The sequence below is a fragment of the Neisseria sp. HMSC065D04 genome (assembly GCF_001815675.1).
Taxonomy (GTDB): domain Bacteria; phylum Pseudomonadota; class Gammaproteobacteria; order Burkholderiales; family Neisseriaceae; genus Neisseria.
The window spans coordinates 4129-17024 of sequence record NZ_KV821513.1 but is presented as its reverse complement, the minus strand read 5'-3'; the positions used below and the strand labels follow the sequence as shown (position 1 = coordinate 17024).

The 12896-nt window shown below is 45.7% G+C and carries 12 protein-coding genes, 1 tRNA gene and 1 riboswitch; of the genes, 6 read left to right on the top strand and 7 right to left on the bottom strand.

Annotated features, from left to right (window positions below; translation table 11 throughout):
- Nucleotides 1–180 precede the first annotated feature (180 nt).
- On the top strand, nt 181–1374 hold the full coding sequence (coaBC, locus tag HMPREF3050_RS06505; protein WP_070774174.1) for a bifunctional phosphopantothenoylcysteine decarboxylase/phosphopantothenate--cysteine ligase CoaBC: 1194 nt from the start codon (nt 181–183) through the stop codon (nt 1372–1374).
- A 75-nt stretch (nt 1375–1449) separates the two neighbouring features.
- On the opposite strand, the gene HMPREF3050_RS06500 is transcribed toward coaBC, so the two are convergent.
- From HMPREF3050_RS06500 to HMPREF3050_RS06485, 4 genes are all read right to left on the bottom strand, one after another.
- The gene (locus HMPREF3050_RS06500) at nt 1450–2976 is read right to left on the bottom strand and encodes a DHA2 family efflux MFS transporter permease subunit (protein WP_003763839.1); all 1527 of its coding nucleotides are present in this window, start codon (nt 2974–2976) and stop codon (nt 1450–1452) included.
- 235 nt (nt 2977–3211) lie between these two features.
- The gene (locus tag HMPREF3050_RS06495) at nt 3212–4402 is read right to left on the bottom strand and encodes an HlyD/EmrA/EmrK family protein (RefSeq protein WP_070774172.1); all 1191 of its coding nucleotides are present in this window, start codon (nt 4400–4402) and stop codon (nt 3212–3214) included.
- Between the two features lie 348 nt (nt 4403–4750).
- Nucleotides 4751–6151: an efflux transporter outer membrane subunit gene (locus HMPREF3050_RS06490; protein WP_070774170.1), complete on the bottom strand. Its 1401-nt coding sequence runs from the start codon at nt 6149–6151 to the stop codon at nt 4751–4753.
- A 53-nt stretch (nt 6152–6204) separates the two neighbouring features.
- On the bottom strand, nt 6205–6699 hold the full coding sequence (locus HMPREF3050_RS06485; protein ID WP_003757030.1) for a MarR family transcriptional regulator: 495 nt from the start codon (nt 6697–6699) through the stop codon (nt 6205–6207).
- 600 nt (nt 6700–7299) lie between these two features.
- Nucleotides 7300–7344, top strand: a riboswitch (PreQ1 riboswitch).
- A gap of 4 nt (nt 7345–7348) precedes the next feature.
- Here HMPREF3050_RS06485 and queF point away from each other — a divergent pair.
- The gene (gene queF, locus HMPREF3050_RS06480; RefSeq protein WP_070774168.1) at nt 7349–7822 is read left to right on the top strand and encodes a preQ(1) synthase; all 474 of its coding nucleotides are present in this window, start codon (nt 7349–7351) and stop codon (nt 7820–7822) included.
- Nucleotides 7823–7897: 75 nt separating this feature from the next.
- Complete coding sequence (locus HMPREF3050_RS06475) at nt 7898–8581, top strand: 7-cyano-7-deazaguanine/7-aminomethyl-7-deazaguanine transporter (RefSeq protein WP_049229826.1); 684 nt, start codon at nt 7898–7900, stop codon at nt 8579–8581.
- A gap of 88 nt (nt 8582–8669) precedes the next feature.
- Here HMPREF3050_RS06475 and HMPREF3050_RS06470 read toward each other — a convergent pair.
- The 3 genes from HMPREF3050_RS06470 to HMPREF3050_RS06460 all read right to left on the bottom strand — a co-directional run bounded on the left by HMPREF3050_RS06470 (nt 8670) and on the right by HMPREF3050_RS06460 (nt 10175).
- Nucleotides 8670–8744, bottom strand: a tRNA-Arg gene (locus HMPREF3050_RS06470).
- A 4-nt stretch (nt 8745–8748) separates the two neighbouring features.
- Nucleotides 8749–9195 carry a DUF441 domain-containing protein gene (locus tag HMPREF3050_RS06465; RefSeq protein ID WP_070774166.1) on the bottom strand — a complete coding sequence of 149 codons (447 nt, stop codon included), beginning with the start codon at nt 9193–9195 and terminating at the stop codon, nt 8749–8751.
- 5 nt (nt 9196–9200) lie between these two features.
- Nucleotides 9201–10175, bottom strand: a complete 975-nt coding sequence (locus HMPREF3050_RS06460; RefSeq protein ID WP_070774164.1) for a polyprenyl synthetase family protein — start codon at nt 10173–10175, stop codon at nt 9201–9203.
- A 262-nt stretch (nt 10176–10437) separates the two neighbouring features.
- Here HMPREF3050_RS06460 and rplU point away from each other — a divergent pair, with 262 nt between their 5' ends.
- The 3 genes from rplU (at nt 10438) to ubiM (ending at nt 12793) form a co-directional block, all read left to right on the top strand.
- Nucleotides 10438–10746: a 50S ribosomal protein L21 gene (rplU, locus tag HMPREF3050_RS06455; RefSeq protein WP_003763980.1), complete on the top strand. Its 309-nt coding sequence runs from the start codon at nt 10438–10440 to the stop codon at nt 10744–10746.
- Between the two features lie 25 nt (nt 10747–10771).
- Nucleotides 10772–11044 carry a 50S ribosomal protein L27 gene (gene rpmA, locus HMPREF3050_RS06450; protein WP_002212328.1) on the top strand — a complete coding sequence of 91 codons (273 nt, stop codon included), beginning with the start codon at nt 10772–10774 and terminating at the stop codon, nt 11042–11044.
- Nucleotides 11045–11608: 564 nt separating this feature from the next.
- Nucleotides 11609–12793, top strand: coding sequence for a 5-demethoxyubiquinol-8 5-hydroxylase UbiM (gene ubiM, locus HMPREF3050_RS06445; RefSeq protein ID WP_003757044.1), 1185 nt, complete (start codon nt 11609–11611; stop codon nt 12791–12793).
- Nucleotides 12794–12896: the final 103 nt, after the last annotated feature.

Genomic DNA, 12896 nt, shown 5'->3' with positions numbered 1-12896 from the left:
AAAGGTCGTCTGAAATCCCTTTCAGACGACCTTTATCATAAATATCCGAAACAATTTCAAATATACCGAGCTTCAACTCACAACCTAAAGCCATCCACCCATAAGTCCCTGTTACTTTTTTGAACAGTATCCATGTTAGTATTATGACTTATTTGATTCAAATTGGATTGGGTTGCTGTAATGAGTAAACACATTCTTTTAGGGATAAGCGGTGGTATTGCGGCTTATAAATCATGTGAGTTGGTCCGATTACTAAAAAAACAAGGACATTCTGTAACGGCAGCAATGAGCCGTGCAGCCACTGAATTTGTTACCCCCCTTACGTTTCAAGCATTAAGCGGAAATCCTGTTCTAGTCGATACGCACGATGGTCACTCGACTAGAGGAATGAGTCATATTGATTTAACCCGAGAAGCGGATGTTTTTTTAATTGCTCCCGCTACTGCCAATACGGTTGCCAAGATCGCCAACGGTATTGCTGATAATCTGCTGACCAATTTGGCAGCAGCACGAAAATGCCCCATGGCAGTCGCTCCGGCGATGAATGTGGAGATGTGGAACAATCCTGCCAATCAGAGGAATATCCAACAACTGATTTCAGACGACATCACGGTTTTCCAGCCATCCTATGGCGAACAGGCTTGCGGTGAAATCGGGATAGGGAGAATGCCTGAAGCTGTTGAACTTGCCGATTTGATTCATGATTTATGGACGCCGAAAATACTTGCCGGCAAAAAAATCTTAATTACTGCCGGCGCGACCTTGGAAATGATTGACCCGGTCCGTGGAATTACGAATATTTCCAGCGGTCAGATGGGCATTGCCCTAGCCCGTGCATGCAGAATGGCCGGCGCACAAGTTACGTTGATTTATGGACAGTTACAGACTCCCCTGCCGACCGGTCTCTATCATATGGAACAGGCTATTAGCGCCAAAGAAATGTACGATGCCGTTCATAAATATATTGAAGATCAGGATGTTTTTATTTCCGTAGCCGCTGTGGCTGACTATAAGGTAAAAAACAGCAGCCCGCACAAATTGAAAAAAGAAAATTCAAAAGATACCCCGACCCTTGAATTGGAAGCCAATCCTGATATTTTGGCATCTGTAGCAGCCTTACCCAAACCTCCTTTTTGTATTGGATTTGCAGCAGAAAGTGAAAAAGTTTTGGAATATGCTCGAGCAAAACGTTTACGCAAAGGCATTCCGATGCTGATTGCCAATGACGTTTCTCAGGCAATGGGAAAATCTACCAATCAGATTACTATTATTACGGATGACGAGGAACTATCTTTCCCTGAGAAAGAGAAATTACAGGTAGCAGAAGAAATTGTTCAATCTCTTGCTCGCCATCTGGACAAACTAAACCTGTAAGTAATCAGGTTAACCTTAACTATCTTCTACAACAGCAAAGGTCGTCTGAAAATTTTCAGACGACCTTTGTGATATTTAATGCCCTGCTGATGAACTCCCATTAAACGGCGGCTTAGCAAACCAAATTATGGAAATCATGACGATGAACAAGATACTGCCAGCCAGAAAAATCTCGTTTGATCCCATAATGAAGCCTTGCTGCGTAATGGCATCGGAAATATTTTTCAAAACCTGCTGTTCACTCAGCCCCCGATTCGTCATTTCATGAACTGTTTGAACAGTCAAACTCGAATATGGATTAATCTGTTCACTCAGTTGCGTATGATGCAAAGCTTCTCTCCGCTCCCACATGGTACTGACTATGGATACACCCACACCACCCATGAAGACGCGCAAGAAATTAGACAGGCTACTTGCTGATGCAATTTGATCGGATTTAATATGGGACAATGTAATGCTGGTCAACGGAAGGAAAAACATGGACACACCCAAGCCTTGCCAGAATTGGGGCCAAACAACATTGCTCATATTCATTCCGGCATAAAAATCAGTGCGCCAATAGAAAGTAAAAGCAAACGTCAAGAAACTTGCGGTGACAAGAAGACGCATGTCAATGCGGTTGCCGAATCTACCTATAATCGGGGACAACAAGATAGGAAGGAAGCCCACCGGTGCAGCCGCCAAGCCCGCCCATGTTGCGGTATAGCCAAGATTAGACTGCAACACCAGCGGCAACAGCGTGAGCGTACCCATGTAAACCATAAAGCCCAATGAAGTTGCCAGTACGCCTATCGTAAAATTTCTGTTGCTAAACAAAGAAAAATCGACAATCGGGTATTTCTCGCCAAGCTCCCAAACCACAAAATACGTCAGACATACCAATGCAACGATGCCTAACACAATAATCTCTCCAGAGGCAAACCAGTCCAACTCTTTACCTCTATCAAGCATCATTTGCAGCGCACCGACGCCAACCACCATCAAGACCAAACCGATGTAATCTATCGGCGTCTTAACCACTTCTGTTTCCCTATCCCTCAATTGCTGCCACACAATAAGTGCAGAAATAATACCGATAGGGATGTTGATGAAGAAAATCCAACCCCAATGCCAATTATCCGAAATCCAACCGCCGAGAATAGGACCTAAAACAGGCGCGACGACAACGGTCATTGCCCACAATGCCAAAGCCAATGTCCGTTTTTCAGGAGGATACGATGCCATTAACAAACTTTGCGACAGCGGAATCAACGGTCCGGCTACAAAGCCTTGTAACACCCTGAAGATCACCAAAGCCTGAAGATTGGGTGCAATGCCGCACAACCACGACAGCAAAACAAATCCCACTACGGAGGCGATAAACAGTTTTACTTCGCCAAACCGTTTTGCCATAAATCCGGTTAGCGGTACTGAAATCGCATTCGCCACAGCAAATGATGTAATGACCCAAGTACCCTGAGTAGTCGCTGCCCCTAAGTCCCCGGCAATTACCGGTACTGCAACATTGGCAATCGTGGTATCCAAGACTTCCATAAAAACGGCAAGGCTGAGCGCCAACGTAACCAGCACCAGCCTAACACCCTGCAATGGCGGATAATTCATATTTCTTCGCTATTACTCATTCAATATATTGCACAGTGATTGCGCTTAGATACACATCCCTTTTCAGACGACCTCTTTGATGAATATTCACATCATCGCAAGCCACAAACAAAGTTCTGCCCTGCATTATTTAATCCATCACAACTTTGCTTCCTCATGCGCTTCGATATCTACTTGCTATCAAATACCCACATTCTCAGCAATTCAACGCATGAAAGGTCGTCTGAAAACATTTTTACTTAGCGTATTTCTCAAAAATCTTATCGATCAACGCATCGGCGGCAGCCCAATCTACGCCTTCAGTTTCTGGGGATTCTACATTTTTATCAGCGGCAGCCGTCATGTTTTTTCCTGAGCCGGCACCTGCAATATCAACCTTTACCTTCATAGATAAACCGACACGAAGCGGATTAGCCTGCAACTCTTTCGCATCCAAACTGATGCGGACCGGAACACGTTGCACAACCTTAATCCAGTTCCCCGTCGCATTTTGCGGCGGCAAAAGGGAGAATGCACTGCCCGTACCCGCTGACAAACCCATCACCCTGCCATGATAGACCACTTTATTTCCATATAAATCAGCAGTCATTTCAACAGGTTGACCAATTTTCATTTGACGCAGTTGCGATTCTTTAAAGTTAGCATCCACCCAAAGATTACTCAAAGGAACCACAGCCATCATTGGAGAACCTTGGGCAATACGCTGCCCAACTTGAACATTTCGTTTGGCAATCTGTCCATTCATCGGTGCGCGAATTTGGGTGCGTTGCAGATTCAGCCATGCATCCTTAATATGGCTGATGGCTGTTTGCACCGCAGGTTGTTGACGCAGAGGGATATTATTACCTAAAACTGCTTGTGCAGAAGTCTCTTCCGCTTCCACTGCCTTCAAAGCCGCTTGCGCCTGAACCACCGCAGCACGAGCATGACTCAACTCTTCACCTGAAATCGCATCCGTTCCCGATAAAGCTTCACGTCGGCGCAAATCTGCCTGAGCCTTTGCCAATTCGGCTTTTCGCAAAAGAACCTGCGCTTTTGCTTTTGAGTTAACCGCAGTTTGTTGTTTATTCTGACGAATTGCCTGAATCAATTCATTTTGAGCACGCTCGTAAGCCAGCTGGAAATCGCTGTCATCCAACGCAACCAAGACATCCCCTTTTTTGACCACATCAGTATCGTCATACATCACCTTCCTTACCGTACCGGTGACCTGAGGGGTAATTTGCACCAGATGACCCGCAACATAGGCATCTTCTGTCTCTTCCTCGTATTGCCAGAATAAGAAATACGCAAGAGCCACACCGACTGCAATCAAAATAAAAAGCAGTGTAATAACTGCCAGATTACGCCCGCGTTTACGCCCCACCCTTGAACTTTTTGTCCCTGAATTGCGTAATTGTTCATTATTTTCTAGATTCGCATCCATGATTTCATTTTAACCTGGGTAATTACAGACTATTTTCCTTATGCACCCCATCCCACTAATATCTCATTGATTTTAATAGAATAGACAATACTGAAAAATACATACAGAGGTGCATTCTATAGCCGCATCGTTACTCAATCAAGTAACAATCATATTTAAAAACCATTTAGATATCCCCTTTTACCATTAGGCGCAAACAATCATTTCAAAGTCATCCAAGCAATACCGATTCCTGACAACCAAAAAGCAATTGGCGACATTCTGAATACATACATTTAAACGTTAAATGCATATCCAAAATATCGCCAATTGACTTGATTAAAAGGAAAGGGGTCGTCTGAAAACCTTCTATTGCGATTTAAACCCACCACCCAACTGGGCATTCAGATTGCTCCATGCAATCAACCGTTCAGATTGATACTGCACCAATTGCATTTTCACTTGCAACATATCATCTTGTTTTTGTAATGCGCTGAGACCATTATCCAATCCCGCCCTCACTCTACCCTGAGCATTTTTAACCGACTTCTCGGATATTTTCAGCATTTTATCCCAAGTAGACTGTTTGCTTTGCAGGCTTTGGTAATCTACAACAGCATCCGCAGCAGAACGCATCGCATTCAAAACCGTTTGATCGTACACGGCCACCTGCTCATTATATTCTGCGCGTTTGCCTGCCAATTTTGACTGTAATGCCCCAGACGTAAAAATAGGAAGATTGATAGCAGGAACAATACCCAGCATGCCTGATGTTTTACCCCTTACCACATTGAACGCATCAATATGTCCAAGACCCGCCAAGGCTTTTAACTCAATATTGGGATAAAACTCTGCTTCGGTGGATTTAACCGTATGCAGCTTAGATTCCAATAATGATTTTTGTGCCGCGATATCCGGTCGGGCTGCTAACAAATCCGCATGGATTCTATTCACAGGCACAACAGGAACCACGCCCATCCTACCAGGTTCTTGTTCGGAAAGTGCTCCCGGCACGTTACCGCTCAATACTGCCAAAGCATGTCGGACTTTAGCAATCTGTTGTTCCAATGACGTTTTTTCCAACTGAAGTTGCTGACTTGCCAATTCAAGCGGGTACAATGATTGTGCGGGCATCAGGTTTGCATGGATTCTGCGTGAGACCAATTGCTGCATTTTCTCTGACAGATTGATACGTTCCTGCACAAGAGCCTGACGCTCGCTCAAAGCCTGCCAAATAAAATATTGCTTGGCTACCGCGTTCGCCAGCTCAATCCGTGCCTGATGGGCTTCATACAGAATTGCCTGACGGCGTCCCAAAACCGCTGCAATCTGCTCACGGTTTTTTCCCCAAAAATCGAATGTCCAACTTCCCTGTACTGCCGCGTTTGCCAACAATAATGTATGGTCGGTATCGATACGGGAAGATGCGGGCTTGGGTGCAACATACATTCCAACCCCGCGCGCGGACATACCGATTTGCGTTTTGCCGGCGGCTTCGGTTATTCCCAGCTGCGCTTGTGCTTGCTCGAAACGCGCCTTGGCAATACGCAAATCCGTTGATATCTGGATAGCTTGTGCAACCAGTTGATTCAGTTTGTTATCTTTTAATTGCAACCACCATCCGTCTTGAATGAGGGATGCCGACTTACCATCGGGCAAAGAATACACCGTTGGCTCTTCCAACGGTGCTTGTTTACCAAACTGCGCACAAGCCGCAAGTACAGATACTGCGATAATGCAGATGCCCCGTTTGGCAATATTTGATTTCATGGCAGACTCCGTTTTTTTACTTTTATCCCTGCCACAATTCTTACTGCATCAGATCAGCTGTCCAAACGGTTCAACAGCTTGCCCAACAGATTTTGCAACTGGGTATAATCCTCATTGGTAAAATCTTCCCAAGCTTCGCCGCTCTTACTGGAAATTTGCGGCCATACTTGTTGGATAAAAGACTCACCTTCCTGTGTCAATTTTAACACAATCTGGCGGCGGTCTTGCTGGTTGATATGACGACCTACCCATCCCCGTTCTACCATCTCATCGGAAAGACGGGTCGCACTGGTACGTGTCAAATCCATCAAGTCGCTCAAACGCGAAGGAAGGATTTCGCTTTTAGGGCTGACGTAAACCGCCATCAAAGCGAACCATAAATTCTCGTTGATACCGAAAGTTTTCAAATTTTCATTGAGATGACTGCTTAGACGTTCGGTTGTTACCCGTAACAGACGCCCTGTTCTTACCTGTTGTTCTGAAAATTCAGGCAGGCGGTCGGAAAGTTGGCGCAGCGCGTTGACCAAGTCGGTTTGTGAAAAACTCATTATAAATATCCTCTTCTTAAATTTGTTGGCTGTTTCTGCTGCAAATCAGAACAAATAATGACAATCTCATTTGCTTCAAAATACCAAATACTTATTCAATGCCGCTATACTAATTCAACTGATTATTTTCCGAATGAAAATCTGACAATCGGTCCAAGAAGATAACAAGTGGCGTTTTTTATGCATAAGTCATCTAATTTGTATGTAATTCCGAATTCTTACTCTACAAAATCAGTATTCAGAAAGGATAGATTTGTGGTTACCGACAACTTAATTTATTGTTTATATTGAAAACCCCATAATTTATTAGAGAGATGGCGCTTCTCCTTAGTTCTATAACTCAAAACATGACTTTTGAGATACTACTGAAAACACTTCAAAAAAATTTTAACTTTTACGATCAATGCGGAAAAATTAACTAGAAAAATCATAAATTTAAAAATCAGTTTAAATTCAATCCGCATTGCTTTGTAAAGGCATTACCGCCACATCAAAACATCCGCACCCACCTATCATTTTTTCTCATTTCCAACCCAGCGTTCAACCGCTAAATAATTATCAAAAAAATCACAAACATAGTTCCCCTTATATTACAATCCGCCTTTCGTGGTTCGAAAACCTCCCACATTAAAAAACTAAGGAAACCCTCATGTCCCGCAATACCGAAGAGCTGCAAGGCATCTCTCTTTTGGGCAATCAAAAAACCCAATATCCGACCGGCTACGCTCCCGAAATTCTTGAAGCATTCGACAACAAACATCCCGACAACGACTATTTCGTCAAGTTCGTCTGTCCCGAATTCACCAGCCTCTGCCCCATGACCGGGCAGCCTGACTTTGCCACCATCTACATCCGCTACATCCCGTACATCAAAATGGTGGAAAGCAAGTCCCTGAAACTCTACCTATTCAGCTTCCGCAACCACGGCGATTTCCATGAAGACTGCGTCAACATCATCATGAAAGACCTGATTGCCCTGATGGATCCGAAATACATCGAAGTTTTCGGCGAATTCACACCGCGCGGCGGCATCGCCATTCATCCCTTTGCCAATTACGGCAAAGCAGGTACCGAGTTTGAAACACTGGCACGAAAACGCCTGTTCGAACACGACAGCCAATAATCCATCCCCTTTTACGCATTTTCAGACGACCTTTTTCATGAGAAGGTCGTCTGAAAGCCTTTCCGAAAGATTTCCATGTACGAATTTACAACAGCGCAACAACAGAAGGCGCTCTTCTGGTTGGTGCTTTTCCATATCCTCATCATTGCCGCCAGCAACTATCTGGTGCAGTTCCCCTTCCAAATTTTCGGCATCCACACCACTTGGGGCGCGTTTTCCTTTCCCTTCATCTTCCTTGCCACCGACCTGACCGTCCGCATTTTCGGTTCGCACTTGGCACGGCGGATTATCTTTTGGGTCATGTTCCCCGCTCTTTTGCTTTCCTACATCTTTTCCGTTTTGTTCCACGACGGCAGCTGGACAGGCTTAGGCGCGCTGTCCGAATTCAACACCTTTGTCGGACGCATCGCCTTAGCCAGCTTTGCCGCTTACGCACTCGGACAAATCCTTGATATTTTTGTGTTCAACAAATTACGTCGTCTGAAAGCGTGGTGGATCGCCCCGACCGCATCAACCGTCATCGGCAACGCATTGGATACGTTGGTATTTTTCGCCATTGCCTTCTATGCCAGCAGCGATGAATTTATGGCGGCAAACTGGCAGGGCATCGCTTTTGTCGATTATCTGTTCAAACTCACCATCTGCACCCTCTTTTTCCTGCCGGCCTACGGTGTGATTTTGAATATCTTGACGAAGAAGCTGACGACACTGCACTCCCAACATCCTCAAAAGCAGATGCTGCCGGCACAAGAATCTTGATGCAGTCCGACAGAACGATTTACGATTCCCGTTCATAGAAAATACAAAGAGGTCGTCTGAAAATTTCAGACGACCTCTTTGTGTTTTCTGGCCTCGCCAACAGGAATCGAACCTGTATTTTACGCTTAGGAGGCATACGTTCTATCCGTTGAACTATGGCGAGCGTGTTAAACTTTTCCTGCAATAAACGATAATAATCCCGCGGCAATCAGCGGACCGACCGGAATGCCGCCCATAAACGCCACACCAATAACCGTACCAATCAAAAGACCTGTTACCAAAACAGGTTGTTCGCTCATCAGCGGTACGCCGCGTCCTGCCAGCCAAGCGACAAGGATGCCGATTAATACGGCAGCAATCATTTTAAAATTGACAAACTCCGACAGCTGGGGAATTTGAACCTTCCCTGAAACCAGCGGACTCAAGACCCCGATTGTCAGCAAAATAATCCCAAAATGCAAGCCGTGTTTTTCCATGAAAGGAATATATTGCGACAAAGCAGTCTGTTGCATTAAAAGCAAAATTGCTGCGGAAATCGTAATCGAGTTGTTGTTGCTGACGACGCCGAGAAAAATCAGCGTCACCAAAAACATCGGGACGAAATTGAAATTCATCAGATTTAAGAAACCCGTACCAATGATTCCTCAGCCAACTGAATCATCGCCTGCTTGACTTCGCTATCAGGCAATACTGCCAAAGAAGCCACAGCTTGCTCAACGGCTTTTCGTGCTTCGGAAATCGAATAAGTCAGCGCATCGGAATGGACAACATAATCATGGATTTTTTGGAAACTGCTGCGATCCGCATTTTCCAAAGCGTGGCGCACATCGTCCGCCACTTGTTTCGAACCGTTGCGCATCAGATAAATCAGCGGCAAAGTCGGTTTACCTTCTGCCAAATCGTCGCCGACGTTTTTACCGATTTCTTCGGTTTCGCCCGAATAATCCAAAACATCATCAATAATTTGGAACGCTGTACCGACGTACATGCCGTAATCTTTCAACGCCTGCTCATGCTCAGGGGTGGCATTACCCAAAATCGCGCCAACCTGCGCGGCCGCTTCAAACAATTTGGCCGTTTTATATTGAATCACTTGAACATATTGCGCTTCGGTAATATCGGTATTGCCGATGTTCATCAGCTGCATGACCTCGCCTTCGGCAATAATATTGGTTGCATCCGCCATGACTTCCAAAATGCGCATACTGCCGGAATCAACCATCAATTGGAAAGCGCGCGTATACAAAAAGTCGCCGACCAACACCGCCGCCGCGTTGCCGAACAGATTATTCGCCGTTTCGCGTCCGCGGCGCAAATCGCTTTCATCGACCACATCGTCATGCAGCAGGGTCGAAGTGTGGATAAATTCCACCATTGCCGCCAAAGCATACAGCTTATCTCCATCATAGCCGACCGACTTACCTGCCAAAATCGTCATAATCGGACGCAGACGCTTACCGCCGGCACTGATAATATAAGTACCGATTTGCGAAATCAGCGCAACATCAGACTGAACCGCTTGGTTGATCACCTCATTGACCCGTGAAAGGTCTTCAGGCAGATGGCGTTGGAAATAAGGCAGGTTTTCGAGCATAACACATTCTCAGTCAGCAAAATGAAGCAGGCTTGCCGTATAAATAAATGGGTTGGGTATAAGGCGGAAATAATATTGCCGCATAAAAAATATCGGCAATCCAACGCGCGATTATAGCAGCAAAGCCCGTTTGACACATCTTTCAGACGACCCTGACCCCACAAACGAAATAAACTTTGACAAAACAGGCAAATAGCAATAGAATGCCATGTTTCGCACAATGGTGTGCGGGATATTAACCATAATTCTCATGGAGTTGAGTATGTACGCGGTCGTAAAAACCGGCGGCAAACAATATAAAGTTGCCGTTGGCGAAAAATTGAAAGTAGAACAGATACCAGCCGAACTCGACAGCCAAATCGAACTGACCGAAGTTTTGATGATTGCTGACGGCGAATCTGTAAAAGTTGGCGCTCCTTTTATTGAAGGCGCAAAAGTAACAGCTAAAGTAGTAGCCCATGGTCGCGGCGAGAAAGTACGCATTTTCAAAATGCGCCGCCGTAAACACTACCAAAAACGCCAAGGCCACCGCCAAAATTTCACCCAAATCGAAATCGTGGCAATCGCCTAATTTTTGAAACTTAGGAGTATTACAAATGGCAAGTAAAAAAGCAGGCGGTAGCACCCGCAACGGTCGCGATTCAGAAGCCAAACGCTTGGGCGTAAAAGCCTACGGCAACGAGCTGATTCCGGCAGGTTCCATCATCGTCCGCCAACGCGGTACCAAATTCCACGCCGGCGACAACGTAGGCATGGGCAAAGACCACACTTTGTTCGCCAAAGTTGACGGTTATGTTGAATTCAAAACCAAAGGCGCGCTGAACCGTAAAACGGTCAGCATCCGTCCTTACACCGGTTCTGAAGAATAATCCGAGTTTGTCGTGATATTGAAAAAGCCGTATTTCTTAGGGAATACGGCTTTTTTGTTTGTATGGGTTGGCAATGATTTTGCCATCGCCGATTCAATCTTAAACAGCGCAAACAACAAAGCAACACACGATACAACAGACACGATAGGAAACTACACTGTACTGCTTAAAAGCCAAGCTATAGTGGATTTAACTTTAAACCAGTACGGCGTTACCCCGCCTTGTCCTGATTTAAATTTAATCCACTATACTACAAAATTTCAGACGACCCCCTCGCCCTCATGATAATCTTATCCTTCCCATACTCTGGCGTAAGAAAAAAGCAAACCCATATAGCCGCTACTTATTGTTTTTAAAATATGGCATGATACGCAACACATTGCCGCCATTGACTTACATTAAGCGCAGCGTAAAAAATCATTCACGATATAAATACTTGAATTACTCAATCGATACTTTTGCTATAATCAATTACTCAATGCAGATTACCCTTATCTCATTCAAACACAGTAAACTTAAGGTCGTCTGAAATTATCCGTCCCCCTTTAACAAAAAGGATGCCTCATGAGCTTACACAGCGATATTCTTGTCGTCGGCGCAGGACCTGCCGGGTTGAGTTTTGCCGCAGAACTGGCCGGCAGCGGTTTGAAAATCACCCTGATTGAAAAAAGCCCTTTAGAAATTTTACAAAACCCTCCTTATGACGGGCGTGAAATCGCATTGACCCACCTGTCCCGCGAAATTATGCAACGCTTGGGCATGTGGGATTTGATTCCGAAAGACGAAATTTACCCCTTACGCGATGCAAAGGTCTTGAACGGGCAGTCCGATTACCAACTCCACTTCCCGCAACCGACCCAAGCGCGCGGTGAACCTGCCGACTGCTTAGGCTATCTGATTTCAAACCACAATATCCGCAAAGCCGCTTATGAAGTCGTATCCAAACTGGAAAACGTTACCATCCTGACCGGTACGGGCGTCAAAGAAGTCAAAACCTCCGAAGACGAAGCCCAAGTCATCTTGGAAAACGGCGAAGTTTTGAGCGGCCGCCTACTCTTGGCAGCAGACAGCCGCTTTTCCCAAACCCGCCGACAACTGGGCATTTCCTCCGATATGCACGATTACAGCCGCACCATGTTTGTCTGCCGCATGAAGCATACCCTGTCCAACCAGCATACCGCTTACGAATGCTTCCACTACGGCCGCACCATCGCCCTGCTGCCCTTGGAGGAACATCTGACCAACACAGTCATTACCGTCGATAGCGACAAAGCAGACACCATCAAAAAAATGTCTCCCGAAGAATTGGCTGCCAGCGTCAAAGAGCAGCTCAAAGGCCGTTTGGGCGACATGGAATTGGTCAGCACCATTCACAACTACCCCTTGGTCGGCATGATTGCCCAACGCTTCTATGGCAAACGCAGCGCCTTAATCGGCGACGCCGCCGTAGGTATGCACCCTGTTACCGCACACGGTTTCAACTTAGGTCTATCCAGCGCGGACCTCTTGGCAAAACTGGTTCTCGAAGCGGAACAACGCGGTCAAGACATCGGCGCCGCCAGCCTGCTGGAAAAATACAGCACCAAGCATATGCTCCATGCCCAGCCGATTTACCACGGCACCAATATGCTGCTCAAACTCTTTACCAATGAAACCGCGCCCGCCAAAATCTTGCGCGGCTTGGTATTGCGTGCCAGCAACAACTTCCCGCCGCTGAAAAAACTGATTACCAAACAACTGACCGGCTAATCCGTTTAAACACATCAAAAGGTCGTCTGAAACACTTTTCAGACGACCTTTTAACTATCCAATCAAATAAAGTGGATTAAATTTAAATCAGGACAAGGCGACG

What these genes read in the sequence shown, in the direction of transcription:
- HMPREF3050_RS06460 (WP_070774164.1), bottom strand. Translation starts at nt 10,175, where the DNA reads ATGCTCGAAAACCTGCCTTATTTCCAACGCCATCTGCCTGAAGACCTT.
- ubiM (WP_003757044.1), top strand. Translation starts at nt 11,609, where the DNA reads ATGAGCTTACACAGCGATATTCTTGTCGTCGGCGCAGGACCTGCCGGG.
- queF (WP_070774168.1), top strand. Translation starts at nt 7,349, where the DNA reads ATGTCCCGCAATACCGAAGAGCTGCAAGGCATCTCTCTTTTGGGCAAT.
- HMPREF3050_RS06465 (WP_070774166.1), bottom strand. Translation starts at nt 9,195, where the DNA reads ATGAATTTCAATTTCGTCCCGATGTTTTTGGTGACGCTGATTTTTCTC.
- HMPREF3050_RS06495 (WP_070774172.1), bottom strand. Translation starts at nt 4,402, where the DNA reads ATGGATGCGAATCTAGAAAATAATGAACAATTACGCAATTCAGGGACA.
- coaBC (WP_070774174.1), top strand. Translation starts at nt 181, where the DNA reads ATGAGTAAACACATTCTTTTAGGGATAAGCGGTGGTATTGCGGCTTAT.
- rplU (WP_003763980.1), top strand. Translation starts at nt 10,438, where the DNA reads ATGTACGCGGTCGTAAAAACCGGCGGCAAACAATATAAAGTTGCCGTT.
- HMPREF3050_RS06485 (WP_003757030.1), bottom strand. Translation starts at nt 6,699, where the DNA reads ATGAGTTTTTCACAAACCGACTTGGTCAACGCGCTGCGCCAACTTTCC.
- HMPREF3050_RS06475 (WP_049229826.1), top strand. Translation starts at nt 7,898, where the DNA reads ATGTACGAATTTACAACAGCGCAACAACAGAAGGCGCTCTTCTGGTTG.
- rpmA (WP_002212328.1), top strand. Translation starts at nt 10,772, where the DNA reads ATGGCAAGTAAAAAAGCAGGCGGTAGCACCCGCAACGGTCGCGATTCA.
- HMPREF3050_RS06490 (WP_070774170.1), bottom strand. Translation starts at nt 6,151, where the DNA reads ATGAAATCAAATATTGCCAAACGGGGCATCTGCATTATCGCAGTATCT.
- HMPREF3050_RS06500 (WP_003763839.1), bottom strand. Translation starts at nt 2,976, where the DNA reads ATGAATTATCCGCCATTGCAGGGTGTTAGGCTGGTGCTGGTTACGTTG.